The organism is Vibrio maerlii (assembly GCF_003415655.1).
GTDB classification, from domain to species: Bacteria; Pseudomonadota; Gammaproteobacteria; order Enterobacterales; family Vibrionaceae; genus Vibrio; species Vibrio maerlii.
Map to the genome: position 1 here is coordinate 515,027 of NZ_QRHC01000003.1, position 17,457 is coordinate 532,483.

Here is a 17,457-nt window from a genome sequence, read left to right on the forward strand (position 1 = left end):
TTAGACTACGGAATTCTTTATTTTCACAATTTTTGCAAAACGAACCTCACATGTTGTCCATTTTTGCTCGTCTTCCCTGGATTCACCGAGCCCTAATTGCTTTTTTTAGTGCCGTTATCGTCATTGCACTGTTCTTTTTGCCGGATGCCAATGAGCTTCGCAACACTGAAAATCAACTGGAAGTGGGTCGCCACTACCCATTGACCATTAACATGGAAGCGTTAGATATCACCAATACGGCAGTACCAGTCGCGGTTTTGCGCTGGGAAAAGCACACCGTCAAATCCGGTGAGAGCGCAGCGCTGCTATTCAAACGTATCGGACTCTCACCTCGCCTTTTGCATCAATTGGTGACTTCTGATAAAGAAATTGAAAAGCAGCTGACACGCTTACGCCCTGGTGATGTGCTTAGTTTTGGCTTTGATGAAAATAGCGATTTAATTCAAATCACGCGAAAAATCAGTGCGTTTGAGACCTACAAGATTACCCGTTCAGACTCTGGTTTCAGCTCTTCTATCGATAAAAAAGAAGTGAACTACCAGTACAACTACGCCGAAGCATCCATTACCTCGAACTTCTGGAATGCTGCTGTTGGTGCAGGGTTAACCGCAAACCAAATTATGGAATTGGCTGGTATCTTTGGTTGGGATATCGACTTTGCTTTGGATATTCGTAGCAACGACAGCTTCCGAGTGCTTTATCAAGAAAAAGTGGTAGAGGGTGAAGTCATTGGCCGTGGGCGTATCATCGCTGCAATGTTTACCAACCAAGGCGACACATTTAAGGCAATCTACGACGATAAGAGCGGAAATTACTACGACCAAGATGGTCGAGCAATGAAGAAAGCCTTCTTGCGCTCACCCGTCGACTTCCGCCGTGTAACCTCGAATTTCAACCCGAACCGTCGTCACCCAGTGACTGGTAAGGTGCGTGCGCACCGAGGTACAGACTACGCCGCGCCAGTGGGCACACCAATCTGGGCTGCCGGTGATGGTATTGTAACCAAGTCATCGTATAACCAGTTCAACGGCAACTATGTGTTCATTAAACACAGCAACACCTACATCACTAAGTATCTGCACCTTAAGCGTCGCTCAGTGAAGCAAGGGCAACGCGTTAAGCAAGGCCAGACTATCGGTACCCTTGGTGGCACCGGTCGTGTAACCGGCCCTCACCTACACTATGAGTTCCTAGTGAATGGTGTGCATAAGAACCCAAGAACTGTAAAGCTACCACAATCTAAATCGTTGACGGGCAAAGCCAAGCAAACCTTTATTGCCAATGCGAAGATTCGTTTAGATAACCTGGAGCGATATGGGCAATTGTTAGCGACGAGGTAAAAGCTAGAGAGCTAGAGAGCTAGAGAGCTAGAGAGCTAGAGAGCTAGAGAGCTAGAGAGCTAGAGAGCTAGAGTTTTGAAGGGTTGATGTTTGGCGTCAACCCTTTTTATATCTTCAGCTTAGGTGGGGCTAGATTTCTAGTTCTCTACAAGCGTAGCGTCCTAGTTATCTAGACTCTTGTTTCTACCAAGCATCAACAAACACGGCGTCAATACCAGTGTCAGCACAGTAGCAAATGCCAGCCCACCGGCTACCGCAGTCGCTAACTGCGACCACCATTGAGTACTTGGCGCTCCAAACTCTATCTTCTGATTGACTAAGTCGATATTCATCTCTAGTACCATTGGCAGCAAACCTAGAATCGTCGTCACTGTGGTTAGCAATACAGGTCGAAGACGCTGAACCCCCGTTCTTAGCACTGCCTCTTTCTTATCTAACCCACGCTTGAGCAACTGATTATAGGTGTCGATCAATACGATGTTGTTATTCACAACAATACCAGCCAAAGCAATCACACCGATGCCTGACATGATGATGCCAAACGGTCGTTGGAAGATCAGCAAGCCTGCAAATACACCTACCGTTGAGAACAACACAGCACTGAGTATAAGAAACGCTTGGTAAAAACTGTTGAACTGGGTGATCAAGATAAGGGCCATCACGGCAAGAGCAACGATGAACGCATTCATCAAGAAAGCTTGTGAGTTTTCTTGCTCTTCATTTTGTCCACGAATTTGAAACTCGACCCCACTAGGTAAATCTAGCTCTTGTAGCGCTTGATTTATCTTAGGTAGTTCCAATGCAAGGTTATACCCTTCGGCCATATCTGCGACGACATTGATGACGCGCTTACCGTCAATACGCTTAATCGTATCTTGTTTGTGGTCAGGAATAATGCGTGCAAAGTTGGTAATAGGCACCATGCCTGCTGCAGTTTTCACTTTCAGCTCATCAAAACGGCCAATATCTCTTTTTTCATCAGGATAGCGAACCAGAATATCGACCTCCTCATTTGAGTCATCAGGTAGATAATCGCCAATTTTGAGGCCATTTGTGACGAACTGGACAGTATTTCCGACCAAGGTAGCGTCCGCCGCAAAACGTGCCGCATCGTCGCGACGAATATCGACCTGCCAATCAATACCCGGTTTGCTTGAGGTATCGCTGATATTGGTCAGTGCTGAGTTCCCATCCGCCCAAGCTCGCACCACCTTGGCCGCTCTATCCAATTGTTCTGGCACTTTCGCGCTCATCTCAATAACCAGGTCGTTTTCAACCGGTGGACCCGCATCTGGGAACTTATATTCGATTTCTACACCAGCAAAACCATCGGTGGTTTTCTTAAGCTCTTCAATAATGGCTTTGACCGAGCGACGATATTGCCAATCAACCGGGGTAATCTGAATCTGTCCAATCTCTTCATCACCACCTGTCTTGGTATACACGCTTTCAAATTCATCATGTCCTAGCATCACGGTTTCAATATCGCGCATGATGATGTCTTGCTCATAGATAGACAGGTCACCGTGAGAACGTACTTTTACCGTGAAGTATGGTGGATCTACCTCAGGGAAGAATTCGGCACCTAGTCCAGCTTTGGCATAAGTGAAACCGACCGCTAGCGCCAGCAGTATCGCAGCAATAAGGATCTTAATTGGATGCTGAATCGCGATAGCCAGCGTCTTGAAATACAACTTGGTGATACCTGTTGCTTGCTCAAAGTCCCCATCATGCAAGGCAACCATCTTGCGCTGGTTGCTCTCAGAGACATACTGAGGCTTACCGATCAAGCTACCAAGCACGGGGACAAACAATAGCGCCATTACGAGAGACGCTGAGAGTGTAGCGATTAGGGTGAGAGGCAAGTACTTCATGAACTCACCTGTTGTATCGGGCCAGAACAATAGCGGAGCAAAAGCGGCTAACGTGGTCGCTGTCGATGCGGTAATGGGCCACGCCATGCGTTTCGCTGCATCACGATAGGCTTCTTTTTTCGGTGTTCCCTCTTGCATTCGTCGGTCTGCGAACTCGGTGACAACAATTGCACCATCCACCAGCATACCGACGGCCATGATTAGAGAGAATAGCACGATGATATTGACGGTTAGTCCGAATACAGAGAGCACTAGTAAGCCGGTTAAAAATGAACCTGGAATCGAGACACCGACCAAAAACGCCGTACGCACACCAAGGATTGCGATGATGACAATCACCACTAGAATAATTGCAGACAAGATGTTGTTCTGCAGATCATTAAGCATCATCTTTACATCTTTTGACTCATCCCAAGTGTATTTCACGGCTAGGTTCGTCGGCCACTCTTCCCTCGTTTGAGCTTCAGCCATCACCGCCTTGACTAGCTCTACCGTTTCGATAATGTTCTCACCGGCGCGCTTCTTAATATCCAGAACGATTGCGCCTTTTCCATCTAGTCGAGCAAAGCTTTCAGGATCGCGGAACGCACGCCTTACGGTGGCGACATCACCAAAGGTCACAACTTGTCGACCATCTATCTTGACTGGAAGATCGAGCAAGTCATTCAATGAATTAAAGACGGACGGTACCTTAACCGAGAATCGCCCATACCCGGTATCGACAAAGCCAGCAGCAACCACTCGGTTATTCAGAGAGACCAAATTGAAGACATCGTTTTGGTCAAGCCCATAGCTTTCCATCAACAACGGATCAACCACCACTTCAAGGATATCTTCACGGTCGCCGGCGATATCAACCTCAAGTATTTGGCGGAAGCTTTCCAACTTATCGCGTAACTGACGTGCCACATAAACAATAGTACGCTCAGGCACTGTACCGTAGAGCACGACTGACAAAACTGGCTGTTCAGAAGCAAGCGTGACTTCATTCACTGTGGGTTCATCGCTATCAGCTGGCAGTTTAGGCTTTGCCAAATCAACCGCCTCACGCACATCCGCCATCGCTTTTTTAAGGTCCACACCGACACTGAATTCAAGCATCACCGATGCATGCCCTTCAGAAGCGGTAGAATTCATTTCCTTTACACCCTCAATTGAGCGTAGCTCTTGCTCAATAGGACGAACTAACAAGCGTTCAGCATCGTTGGGTGAGATGCCTTGGTGGCCAACAGAAACATAGATAATTGGAATGGTAATATCTGGGCTTGATTCCTTGGGGATGATTAAATAGGTACCAATACCGGCAATTAAGATCAAAACCAACAGAGTGAGCATGGTGCGCGAGCGTGAAAGCGCCGCATCAATCACTGAATACATTGTGTGCCCTTCTTATTGATTCTGTTCTGAAGATTGTGCGGCGAGTTTCTTCTCTCGCTGAGCGTCAATATCAAGTTGGCTTATCGCTTCGACACTGTCTCCATCTCGAACAAACCCTTGTCCAATGGTGACGATATCTACCGAATCTCCTAGACCCGATAACCAAACCCCATCTTGCTGGGCCTTAACTAACTGAATCGGGACGAACTTGATTGACTGCTTATTCTCAAGTACTTTCACCCCTAAATTGCCACGTTCATCTAACGCTAACATCGCTGGAGTGACCTTAACTGCTTGCGTCTCTTCAAGTGCAAGCTCAACTTCCGCACTTATTCCTGCTGGAATTGAAAGATCTTTGTTGGGTAGAAGGATCTCAATTGGGAAAGTATTGGTGGCTACAGAAGACATGCGCGAAATAAAGCGTACCTTACCCTGCTCCACTTGGCCGTTGATGAATCTCACTGACGCTGATTGGTTGAGCTGAAGCTGCTGAATATGGCGCTCGCTCACATCAGCCTCGATGACTAGCAGAGATAAGTCGATCAAATCTGCAATCGGGTCACCCACAGCAGCATAATCACCCAACTCAATGTGTAGATGTTCAATCACCCCATCGAACGGCGCTCTGACTACGGTATTTTTTAGCGCCAGTTGAGCATTTTCTACCATAGCTTTGGCTTCAGTCAGTGCTGCCTGAGCGGTTGCATAGGCCACTTCACCTTGTAACCCACGACTCTTGAGAGACTGTGCAGCTTTAAACTCTTTCTGCTTCACACGATATTGAGCCTGAAATCGCTCCAACTGCATGTTGAGGTCGCCCTCATCAATTTTGACTAAGGGTTGACCACGTTTGACCATTTGACCTTTTTTGATCTGCAAGGCAGCAATTCGGCCACCTACTTCCGCGCCCAAACGGGCTTTGCGATCTGGTGCGGTTCGGCCATAGAGCTCAATGTTTCTAATGGTAGGTTCGGCAATAAAGGATTGATACACCACTTTGGCAAGTGGGATGTCGGTTTGTTTATTCGATGAGTTCTCGCTACTTGAAGAAGAGCGACCGTTTTCCTCAGCCTGGAGAACACCCAGCCCAAGCCAAAGCGATAGAAGAATAAGAAGAAATAGAGAAATAAGCCATGGCCTCTCGGAAAAGAAGCCACTGAGCCTTTTGAAAGCCATAGCCAGTCCTTAGTTATTGTTATCGATAGAGTAAGCCGCATTGATTACAGCCCAACCTTACCGTTCTCACGTAACATCCTCATACGTAAGTCAAGACTAAAAGTTTAGTCTCTTCAACAACTTGACCAACTATGGTGGCTCAGGAAACCTGAGCGAGCGTTTGATTAAACGCTAAATGACGCACCACAACCACAAGTTGTTGTTGCATTTGGGTTGTTTACGAAGAAACGAGCGCCCTCAAGTCCCTCGGTGTAATCAACCACGCCACCTACTAAGTATTGTAGGCTCATTGGGTCAACCACTAAGGTTACACCACTGTTAACAATCGTGGTATCACCGTCGTTCACATTTTCATCAAATGTAAAACCGTACTGGAAGCCACTACAACCGCCACCTGTGATGTACACACGCAGTTTTAGTTCTGGGTTTTCTTCTTCTGCAATCAGAGTCTGTACTCGGGTTGCTGCCGCATCTGAAAATGATAGCGGGATACTTGCTTCGCTCACGACGACCTCTCTCATTCGTGTTATTCGATTGAGTCGATAATTCTCTCAATCGGCTTTATCTCATTTTGGTTCTTTGACCATTTCGTATGGACGGATTATCTAATACCCGACTGATTCGTTCAAGTATTCTCCAACTTATCTGTCGATATCTGGTTCAATTCAACTAAATTCAACCCACAGTTTTACTATTTTCCCACGTTAGATATTTGTCATCCTCCCTCTCAGGAGTACAATGCGGGTCAATTGGTCCGAATTATCAAATAGAGGAACTATCATGACCAAATCAGCTGAGCTATACCAGCAAGCTCAAGAGAAAATCCCAGGTGGCGTTAACTCACCAGTACGTGCTTTTAATGGCGTAGGCGGTTCGCCACTTTTCATTGAGCGTGCAGACGGCGCACTTATTTTTGATGCCGACGGTAAAGCTTACATTGATTACGTGGGTTCATGGGGTCCAATGATTCTTGGTCACAACCATGCAGTTATCCGTGATGCAGTGGTCGAAGCGGCGCAACGCGGCCTCAGCTTTGGTGCTCCAACAGAAACTGAAATCAAGATGGCTGAGCTTGTATCTGAGCTAGTACCATCAATGGAACAGGTTCGCATGGTAAGCTCTGGTACAGAAGCAACTATGAGCGCTATCCGCCTTGCTCGTGGTTTTACTAACCGTGATAAAATCATCAAGTTTGAAGGTTGTTACCACGGCCACGCTGACAGCCTATTAGTAAAAGCTGGCTCTGGCGCACTAACGCTGGGCCAACCTAGCTCTCCAGGTGTACCAGCAGATTTTGCTAAACACACTCTTACGGCAACTTTCAACGACCTAGACTCGGTACGCGAGCTGTTTGCAGCAAACAAAGGTGAAGTCGCATGTATCATCGTTGAGCCAGTAGCTGGCAACATGAACTGCATCCCACCGGTTGAAGGCTTCCACGAAGGTCTACGCGAAATCTGTGACCAAGAGGGCGCACTACTGATCTTTGATGAAGTAATGACAGGCTTCCGTGTTGCTCTTGGTTGTGCACAAGCACACTACAACATCAAACCAGACCTAACATGTCTAGGTAAAGTCATCGGTGGCGGTATGCCTGTAGGTGCTTTCGGTGGTCGTAAAGACGTGATGCAATACATCGCACCAACGGGCCCTGTTTACCAAGCGGGTACGCTTTCTGGTAACCCAGTCGCAATGGCTGCGGGTATGGCTTGTCTTACTCTTCTAAAAGAAGAAGGCAATGAGAAGCGCCTAGCAGCAAAAACTAAACAACTTGCTGATGGCTTTAAGTCTCTTGCAGACAAGCACGGTGTACCAATGCTAGTAAGCCAAGTTGGCGGCATGTTCGGTTTCTTCTTCACAGAGCAAGAACAAGTGACTAACTACCAAGAAGTAGCACAGTGCGACGTTGAGCGATTCAAACGTTTCTTCCACCTAATGCTAGACCACGGTGTGTACCTTGCCCCTTCAGCATTTGAAGCAAGCTTTACTTCCCTAGCTCACGGCTCAAAAGAGATCGAAGCGACACTTGAAGCAGCCGATCGCTGTCTAGAGATTATTGCGAAAGAAGCACAAGCTTAATTCTCACTGGGATTCAGTATGAAAAGGAGGGCGAGAAATTAATTTCTCGCCCTCCTTATTTTCATTTGAACCTTTACAAGCAAGCCCTGCGATTAGCCTTGCCAATTGATGGCGACTAATACACCGAGTACTAACAAGCAGATCGAAAACCAAGGAATCTTTCGTTTTTGAGCTTGAGAACTAGAGCAACCTTTCTCTCCATTACAGCATCCCATTCGCACATTTCCTCATTGATAAGTCGCTGATATACAGCCATTATAAAAACAATTCCATTTTCTAGAGTCTACTCCTGTGCCAGATAAAATTAAAATGTCCTCCAGCCACTGGGTCATTGTTGTGGCGTTACTCGTCGCAGCGTACGCCTGTTACCTATTGGTAGAGCCCTACGTTAACTCCATTGTCATGGCATTCATTATTTCACTCTTAATGTTCCCGATACACGAGTGGATTGAGTCTAAACTGCCAAAACATAAGAACATTACTTCTTTACTCTCTTGTATTGTTCTCACCTTTATTATCGTGATCCCACTACTTACAGTATTTGCCGCCATTGTTCAGCAAGGATCTAAGTTCTCGCAAAATGCCTACGATTGGGTGACAAGTGGCGGCTTACAGTCTCTGTTTGAGCATCCATTTGTAGTGAAAGGCTTGGCATTAGCCAATGAATACCTGCCTTTTGATGAGGTCAGTCCTGAAGACATTGCACAGAAAGCAGCTCAATTTGTGACTGGCTTTGGCTCAAACCTTGTTGCAATCAGTGCTCGCATCCTTGGTGATGCAACCAACTTCCTGATGGATTTCCTATTGATGTTGTTTGTGCTGTTCTTCTTATTGCGAGACCACGACAAGATCATCTCAGCGATCCGCCATATTCTACCGCTGTCTCGTAGCCAAGAAGACCGATTGCTTGAAGAGATTGAGCAAGTTTCAAAATCAGCAGTCATGGGGTCATTTCTCACTGCAATCGCCCAAGGTTTTGCTGGCGGTATCGGTATGTGGCTAGCAGGCTTCCCCGGCTTGTTCTGGGGCACAATGATGGGATTTGCATCATTTATCCCTGTAGTTGGCACTGCTTTAATTTGGATTCCAGCAACTATTTACCTACTGCTCACAGGAGATACCACCTGGGCGATTTTCTTGGCTATTTGGAGCATAGCGGTAGTGGGGTCAATCGATAACATCTTGCGTCCACTGTTAATGCAAGGCAGTGCTGGTATGAACACCCTAATGATCTTCTTCTCACTGCTGGGTGGTATCCACTTGTTCGGCTTAATTGGCCTTATCTACGGCCCTTTAATTTTCGCTATCACCATCGTGTTGTTTAACATCTACGAAGAAGAATTTAATGACTTTTTGAGTCGTCAAGACAACACCTAAACCCCGTAGGTTTAACTACTACTTCAAGCATGGGGCAGATTATGAGAAAATCTGCCCCTTATTTTTACTGATGAGAAAACCATGTCTGCATATATTGCCCCTAGCCAAATTGCTCAACGCCAACTTGCTTACTTTGAAGGAAAGCACGTCTTAGTTGCTGGTGAATCAGAAGACCTGTTCCCGGTAGAACTGGTAAAGCATTGTGAATCTGTATCTGTGTTCACAACGAACTATGGCTACTACCGCACGATGCAGCAACATTCATCAGTAAAAAGCTACTTTAGTGAAGAGTTCACAGCAGAAACCAAGGCTGATTTGGTTCTCCTTTACTGGCCAAAAGCGAAACCAGAAGCTGAATACCTTCTGGCTATGCTGTTTGCCAAACTCGGTCAAGGCACAGAGATTATTGTGGTCGGAGAGAATCGCTCTGGAGTGAAGAGTATTGAAAAGATGTTTGCACCCTATGGTCGTGTCAATAAATACGACTCTGCACGCCGCTGTTCTTTCTACTGGGGCGAATGTACAGAACAACCAGCAAACTTCGACATCCTAGAGTGGTATAAAACTTATGAACTCACAACAGGTGAGCAATCTATTAAGGTAAAAAGCCTACCAGGAGTGTTCAGTCACGGACAATTTGATGTAGGTAGCCAGCTACTGGTTAACACCCTACCAAAGCTTTCTGGCAAGGTTCTCGATTTTGGTTGTGGTGCAGGTGTTTTGGGCGCCTTTATGAAGCAACAAAACCCAGAGATTGAAATTAACCAATGTGATATCAGTGCACTTGCGATTGCATCGACCAAAGCTACACTTGAGGCCAACGGTTTTGCCGGAAATGTCTTCGCAAGTGATGTTTACTCCGATATAGAGCCTGGTTATCAGTTCATTATTTCAAACCCACCATTCCATGCGGGTTTAGATACTAGCTATAGTGCGACAGAAACATTGCTAGCTAATGCGCCTAAGTATCTAAACAACCAGGGAGAATTACTAATTGTCGCGAATAGCTTCCTTAAGTACATCCCTATTATCGAGAACGCATTTGGAAAATGCGCGACGCTAAATAAGACCACAAAGTTCGCTATTTACCACGCAACTAAAGCCTAAATCCTCACCGATATGATTCAAAGGCGCAAAATTTTGCGCCTCTGAACACGCTTTACCAGCAACTTACTTGTCAAAGTAAAAAAACCATATAACTTCGCATTGGGAGCCTTACATATAGGCTTTATTGGAAAATAACAATGGGAAGTTATCACTCCGAATGTTTAGGTTTTATCGCAAGCATAAGTTTCAACGTCTTCAAAATACTCTGATGATTGCCTTCTTGGCGCTAAGTATTACACCACTCACCATCGTTGCCCTTTTCTTTCTTCACGCCCACAGTACCGATCTTGAAGAACAAAGTACTTCACACCTGATTTCGGTCCGTGATGGTAAGAAGCAGCAAATTGTCGACTACCTTGAAGCCCAACAGTCCGAAGTCATGGGGTTTGTACGCTCAGAGCTAGCCTATGCTAGTGGTGGACGTTTCTACGGCTTAGTTAATGCGTTCAAACGTCTCGGTGTTGATATCGAAGAAGCTCGAGAAAATGCACAACATCGCTATGTACTGGGCACTGACGATCAGCGTAAAACCATCATCCTCCCAGAATCCGAAAGTTTTGTCGGTAGTGAACGCTATCGGTTACTGCACAAACGCTACCATCGAGCCTATTTAGAACACCTAAAACGTTCTGATTTCAGCGATATCTTACTCGTCGATATTGATGGTAATGTGACTTACTCCATCTATAAAAATGCTTATTACGGTACTAACCTAGAAACGGGGAGTTACAAAGATTCCAACCTTGGAAAAACGTACAGCAAGTTAACCGAAGAGCTTACTGACAAACGCAAATCTAACGAAGATTACACGCCCGTTGTGATGTCAGACTTTGAAATGGAAGATGGTGAACAGGTTGCATGGCTTGCTGCCCCGATCATTCAGCAAGGGTACTTACACAGTTACGCTTTGATGCGCTTACCAAATAATGGCATTACCAAACTCATCGAAGAAAACGGTCGTGAATCGATGAAGGCATTGCTCGTTGGCCCAGATCATCTGCCACGTTCGGCTTCGTTAAGCCAAGATGAGATAGATGCTAATCTAGAGATCATAGAAAAAGCTCTTGATGGAGAGACCTCTGTGGGTATCTTCGAGCACACTTCGGGTGACAGACTTATTGCTGCCTACTCCCCGGTGACACTGAAGGACACTTCCTGGGCTCTAATCGTTGAGATCCCAGAAAGCATTGCCTTTGCGCGCGTTCATCAGTTAGAAAAAGTATTCGTCATCGCGATGATCTTAGGCACCTTATTAGTCGTGATAGCTTCCCACTACCTGTCCAACTTCATCACTTCACCATTGCTGAAGCTCACCTGGGCGGCAGAGAAAGTCTCTGCTGGTGATTTAGATGAAACCATGATCAACACCGATCGCAAGGACGAAATTGGCCGCCTTGCGGTAAGCTTCGAGCGAATGCAGCGCTCTATTCGTGAGAAGATCTTGCTGATCAAGAGCCAAAATCATGAGCTAGAGGCCAACCTAAAGACCATTCGTTCGCAAAACGAAGAGTTACATCTCGCCGATAAACTCAAAGACGAGTTTTTAGCAACAACCTCACATGAACTTCGCACACCACTGCACGGTATGGTCGGCATTGCAGAAGCAATGATCAACGGTGCAAACGGTCCAGTTCCTACTCACCAAAAATATCAGCTAGAGATCATCATCAACAGTGGTCAACGTCTAACAACCTTGGTGGATGACCTCCTTGATTATCACAAGATGAGGTACGGCAATCTGGATATTCAAACCTCTGCCGTTGATGTTGCCTCTGCGACACGCCTAGTGCTTGAGCTTTCAAATCATCTACTAGGCAATAAACCTATCCGTATTATTAATCAAGTAGCCATCGACTCACCAATGGTTGCAGCAGATGTACAGCGTTTAGAACAGGTCATGTATAACCTTATTGGGAATGCGATTAAGTACACCTCTGAGGGTAAAATCGTAATATCTGCGGCTCAGGTTGATGACAACATGAGAGTTCAAGTCGTAGATACTGGCCAAGGCATTCCAGCGGAACATCTCGACCAGATATTTGAACCACTCACACAAGCAGGTTACGACTCCCAGCGCTATCGCCAAGGCTCTGGTCTGGGACTATCGATCAGCCGCCAATTGATTGAGCTTATGGGTGGCTCTCTTTATGTCAGCAGCCAGCCGATGGTCGGGACTACATTTAGCTTTACTCTCCCTCTAGCAACAGAAGAAACCAGACTTGCTGAGATTTCGCAACAACCAGCCGAACAGCATTACCAAGCACCAGAAAGTAAGATCACTCATTTTTCACATGACAACATTGAGCTGCCAGAGAATCCTGACGGCCCACTGATTGCTATCGCTGATGATGAGCCGGTTAACCTGCAGGTATTAGAGAGCTTCTTGCGAATTGAGGGATATCGGGTGCAGCTTGCTCATGATGGTAGCGAGATTTTGACAACGATTGAGCAAGAAAAACCAGACTTGCTACTACTCGATATCATGATGCCAGGTAAGAATGGTTATGAGGTTTGTAGTGCACTTAGAGAGCAGTATGACCACTCTGAGCTACCAATCATTATGCTTACTGCGCTGAGCCAGAATGAGGACCGCATTAAGGGCTTCCAAGCAGGGGCGAATGACTATCTAACGAAACCATTCAACAAACAAGAGTTGGCTGCTCGCATTCAGGCTCACCTGACCGCGAGCAAAGCCGAGCAACGTCGCCTTGAAAACCAACAGCTACAGCTGGAGATTAAGCAACGCGAGATCACTCAAGCAAATCTCCTAGAGACTCAAGGCCGCCTGCTTGAGCAACTGGAATCCGCACCAGAGGCTATTATCTGCCTGCGTGAAGACAAACGTATACGCTTTGCTAACCAAGCCGCAACTCGCCTATTTAAACGCAGCAACGAGCAGCTCAGACGCTCGAATGCAGAAGAGATCATCTCACCGAAATTTCTCCACGTTCCACAAGAACACTACTGTGGGCAGGTCGATATTTACGTTGATGATATAAGGCAACACGTCTCTGCCGATATACTTCGTCTACCAGAAGGTAGCGACATTGAGTCTCTATACATCTTTGATATGGGTGGTGGTGCCGACGTATCACGCGTCCGTAACCTTGAGACAGCAGTAGAAGCGCTATCTACTTATGCCTTTGAGGGTGACAAGAACAAGCTACAACAACTTAAAGAGCTAGGGGGTGAGTTTACTCGGATTGCGGATAGAGTCTCGGGAGAGAATGGCGACAAGCAAGATGTCATGCGCGAACTGTTAGTTGAATCTATGATCAGCGCTCTCAATTACTGGGAGACAGCGACAAGCCAAACTAAGTTCACCTTTGCAGAGCAAAGCGGGCTGTGGCGTGTCTATTTAGACCGAAGTACTCTGCAGACGCGAACCTTGGATAAATACCTACGTGTTGAAACTTTGCCGAAGACACCTCGCTGGAGAACAGTACTTAACTCGATAGATTACATTCTTGAGCACTGCAAAAATGATACTCCTCAACGAGCACATCTTATTGTTCTGCGCGATAAATTACAGAAGCTACTTACTAGCTAACTTCAACCAAATACAACTTAGCCCGCAAACTCTGCGGGCTTTTTTAGTCCATTAACAAAGCAATCCACCAATGAAAGTCAGTATATTTCATTGCTACCAATCAGCAAATTGAGCTGTTTTAGTCTCTCAAAACCAATCACAATTACCCCTAGAAGTCCTGTTAATTATCGAAGTAAAATAACCCATCTGAATGGGGTAACCCACTTGGTTTTTGATGAGGACTTTCTATAAAATCCGCATCACTCTGACGTTATTTACATCGTTTGAGAAGCGAGTCACAACAATTCGTTAAAAATAATTTTCCCGACAAAAACAACTCCAAGTTCATTCAGTGAACCGGATCACCAAATCTAAACTAGCAAGAATAAGCATTTAAAAATAAGGTTACATAACAATAGTAAGTACTAACATACCAAATCAATAACATGAGTTTATGCGATACACTTCACAGCGAAAACTCTGTACAAAAAACAAACACAAAGAGCATTTTTGACGTAAATAACGGAGTTTGGTTGGCTATTAACGTTTTTGACGGACTACACATTTGTAAAATCACTCAAAGAGATGAATTCTTACTCCTGCCTAAGGCCTACAGGCCACTCTCTATGGTTAGTCCCCGCAGTAAAAAATCGTAGAGAGGTAGGTCTTAACATTTGAATACCGGCCCTCTTTCGATACCTAGAATGAGGCACTGGTAATTTTCAATAAGTGAAACAAAGCAAATAGTAAGGAACAGCTATGCTTGCCAATCTAAAAAAAACAGCACTAGCAACAGCAATTATTGCAACCGCAGCAACAGGGTTATCTTCTGTAGCCGCAGCAGCTGAGCGCAGTGAACTGACTATCCACCCAAAAGAATTTACGACGTTTGTACGTAACTTTAACCCGTTCTTGGGTGCTACAAACCTACACACAACGACGGACTTCATTTACGAGCCATTAGTTGTATTCAATGAAATGCACAGTAACAAACCAGTATTTCGTCTAGCTGAAAACTTCCAAATGTCAGACGATCTGCTTAGCGTGACTTTCGATATTCGCGAAGGTGTAAAATGGTCTGATGGTGAGACCTTTAATGCGGATGATGTTGTTTTCTCGTTCAACCTTGTTAAGAGCAAGCCAGAACTTGACCAGAGTGGTATCAACTCTTGGGTAACCAATGTTGAGAAGCTCAACGATTACCAAGTGAAGTTTAGCCTAACTGAAGCAAACTCCAACGTACCATACGAAATTGCTAAAGTACCAGTGGTACCAGAACACGTATGGAAGGATGTAAATGACCCAGCAGTATTCACTAACGAAAACCCTGTTGGCTCGGGTCCATTTACTGAAATCGCTACCTTCACTCCTCAGCTTTACGTTCAGTGTGAAAATCCGAACTACTGGGATGCCGGTAATCTAGATGTTGATTGTCTGCGTGTACCTCAAATCGCAAACAACGACCAGTTCCTGGGTAAAGTGGTGAATGGTGAAATGGACTGGACATCATCATTCATTCCAGACATCGACCGTACTTACGCAGCAGCAAGTGAAAAACACCATTACTGGTACCCGCCAGCAGGTACACAGGCGTTCGTAGTGAACTTCAAACACCCTGATGCAGCGAAGAACGAAGCGTTAACGAACGTTGATTTCCGTCGCGCATTCTCAATGGCTCTGGATCGTCAAACGATCATCGATATCGCTTTCTACGGCGGTGGTACAGTTAATGACTTCGCATCTGGTCTAGGCTACGCATTTGAAGCTTGGTCTGACGAAAAGACTCATGACAAGTACAAGGGCTTCAACACTTATGATGTTGAAGGTGCGAAGAAACTACTGGCTCAAGCAGGCTTTAAAGATGTGAACAAAGATGGCTTTGTTGATACTCCATCAGGCAAGTCATTCGAGCTATTGATTCAGTCACCAAACGGTTGGACAGACTTCAACAATACCGTTCAATTGGCTGTTGAGCAGCTTCAAGAAGTAGGAATCAAAGCAAAAGCGCGTACTCCTGACTTCTCTGTTTACAACCAAGCAATGCTACAAGCAACCTACGATGTCGCTTACACAAACTACTTCCACGGTGCAGATCCTTACACATACTGGAACAGTGCATACAACTCAGCACTACAATCTGGTGATGGTATGCCTCGTTTCGCGATGCACTACTACAAAAACAATGATCTAGATAAGCTACTGAACAGCTTCTACAAAACAGCGGATAAAGCTGAGCAGCTAGAAATTGCTCACGGCATTCAACAGATCATCGCATCTGACCAAGTAACGATTCCTGTGATGTCTGGTGCTTACATGTACCAATACAACACGACTCGTTTTACGGGTTGGTGGAACGAAGAAAATCCTAAAGGCCGTCCAAACATTTGGGCTGGTATCCCTGAACGCCTACTTCACGTCCTGGACCTAAAACCAGTTCAGTAAGTTAGCGTTTATCTCTTGCGGCACAGCTTCTGTGCCGCTTAAAAATCCCCGAAATACTCATTACATAGTGTGGCGCTCGTCGTCAGGGGATTTTTCGTTCCAAATTTGGCTTGGAACAACCTGAATCCAGAATCAGGGAAATAATCTGGGTGAGTAAGGTATAAGTTATGGGTTATTTTTTAAGACGTTTGTCCTTTTATTTTATTGCGCTCCTTGTCGCTGCAACACTGAACTTTATTATTCCGCGAGCAATGCCTGGTGACCCAGTGACCATGATGTTTGCTAACGCTTCTGTCCAAGTGACACCAGAACGCATTGCCGCTATGAAAGAGCTGCTCGGTTTTGTTGACGGTGGTCTTTTCGTTCAATACCTCGCATACATGAAGAATATCCTAAGCTGGGAGCTTGGTACTTCAATTCAGTTCTACCCGCTTCCAGTAAATTCTCTTCTAGGTGGAGCCTTTGGTTGGTCTCTGTTTCTAGCGGGAACAGCGGTCATTCTTTCATTCTCTCTAGGTTCGATTCTTGGCATTTTTGCTGCTTGGAAACGTGGTAGTAAATACGACACTTTTGTCACACCAGGCATGCTGATCATCCAGGCTGTTCCTCAAGTTGTTATCGCTATGATTGCCATGTTTACCTTTGCAATCGGCTTGAAATGGTTCCCAACGGGTTATGCCTACACCGCAGGTACTATCCCAGATTGGACGAGCTGGGCGTTCATTAAAGACGTGGCTTACCACGCTGTTCTTCCTTTGTTCTGTGCGTCTATCGTTCAGGTAGGCGGCTTCCTAGTCAACATGCGTAACAACATGATCAACCTACTTGCAGAAGACTACATCACGATGGCCAAAGGTAAGGGCCTGAGTGAAAACCGCGTCGTATTCAATTACGCAGCTCGTAACGCAATGTTGCCAAGCGTGACCGCACTATCGATGTCACTTGGTATGGCAATCGGTGGTCAGTTGATTATCGAGATCATCTTTAACTACCCAGGTCTTGGTAGCGTTCTATTCAACGCAATCACTGCACGCGACTACCAAGTTCTCCAAGGCCAACTTCTTATCATGACGCTATTCATGCTGTTCTTTAACCTATTGGCTGACATGCTTTACGTCGTTCTTGACCCTCGCCTACGTAAGGGAGGCAAATAATC

The 17,457-nt window shown here is 45.7% G+C and carries 10 protein-coding genes; 7 read left to right on the forward strand and 3 right to left on the reverse strand.

Features of this window, described 5'->3' with window-relative positions; translation table 11 throughout:
• Window positions 1-50 precede the first annotated feature (50 nt).
• Window positions 51-1,340 carry a peptidoglycan DD-metalloendopeptidase family protein gene (locus tag DPF91_RS06750; RefSeq protein ID WP_117233662.1) on the forward strand — a complete coding sequence of 430 codons (1,290 nt, stop codon included), beginning with the start codon at window positions 51-53 and terminating at the stop codon, window positions 1,338-1,340.
• Window positions 1,341-1,501: 161 nt separating this feature from the next.
• On the opposite strand, the gene DPF91_RS06755 is transcribed toward DPF91_RS06750, so the two are convergent.
• The 3 genes from DPF91_RS06755 to erpA all read right to left on the reverse strand — a co-directional run bounded on the left by DPF91_RS06755 (window position 1,502) and on the right by erpA (window position 6,273).
• The gene (locus DPF91_RS06755) at window positions 1,502-4,591 is read right to left on the reverse strand and encodes an efflux RND transporter permease subunit (protein ID WP_117233663.1); all 3,090 of its coding nucleotides are present in this window, start codon (window positions 4,589-4,591) and stop codon (window positions 1,502-1,504) included.
• Between the two features lie 12 nt (window positions 4,592-4,603).
• Window positions 4,604-5,767 (reverse strand): efflux RND transporter periplasmic adaptor subunit, encoded by a 1,164-nt coding sequence (locus DPF91_RS06760; protein WP_117233664.1) that lies wholly within the window; start codon window positions 5,765-5,767, stop codon window positions 4,604-4,606.
• Window positions 5,768-5,931: 164 nt separating this feature from the next.
• Window positions 5,932-6,273, reverse strand: coding sequence for an iron-sulfur cluster insertion protein ErpA (erpA, locus tag DPF91_RS06765; protein WP_117233798.1), 342 nt, complete (start codon window positions 6,271-6,273; stop codon window positions 5,932-5,934).
• A gap of 274 nt (window positions 6,274-6,547) precedes the next feature.
• Between erpA and hemL the strand changes: the two genes are divergently transcribed.
• From hemL to DPF91_RS06795, 6 genes are all read left to right on the forward strand, one after another.
• Entirely contained in the window at window positions 6,548-7,846 is a 1,299-nt protein-coding gene (gene hemL / locus DPF91_RS06770) for a glutamate-1-semialdehyde 2,1-aminomutase (protein WP_117233665.1), read from the forward strand.
• 309 nt (window positions 7,847-8,155) lie between these two features.
• Window positions 8,156-9,223, forward strand: coding sequence for an AI-2E family transporter (locus tag DPF91_RS06775; RefSeq protein ID WP_420855578.1), 1,068 nt, complete (start codon window positions 8,156-8,158; stop codon window positions 9,221-9,223).
• 81 nt (window positions 9,224-9,304) lie between these two features.
• Window positions 9,305-10,330, forward strand: coding sequence for a 16S rRNA (guanine(1207)-N(2))-methyltransferase RsmC (rsmC, locus tag DPF91_RS06780; RefSeq protein WP_117233667.1), 1,026 nt, complete (start codon window positions 9,305-9,307; stop codon window positions 10,328-10,330).
• Window positions 10,331-10,487: 157 nt separating this feature from the next.
• The gene (locus DPF91_RS06785) at window positions 10,488-13,880 is read left to right on the forward strand and encodes a response regulator (RefSeq protein ID WP_117233668.1); all 3,393 of its coding nucleotides are present in this window, start codon (window positions 10,488-10,490) and stop codon (window positions 13,878-13,880) included.
• A gap of 738 nt (window positions 13,881-14,618) precedes the next feature.
• Entirely contained in the window at window positions 14,619-16,301 is a 1,683-nt protein-coding gene (locus tag DPF91_RS06790) for an ABC transporter substrate-binding protein (RefSeq protein WP_117233669.1), read from the forward strand.
• A gap of 167 nt (window positions 16,302-16,468) precedes the next feature.
• Window positions 16,469-17,455 carry an ABC transporter permease gene (locus tag DPF91_RS06795; RefSeq protein WP_117233670.1) on the forward strand — a complete coding sequence of 329 codons (987 nt, stop codon included), beginning with the start codon at window positions 16,469-16,471 and terminating at the stop codon, window positions 17,453-17,455.
• Window positions 17,456-17,457 lie beyond the last annotated feature (2 nt).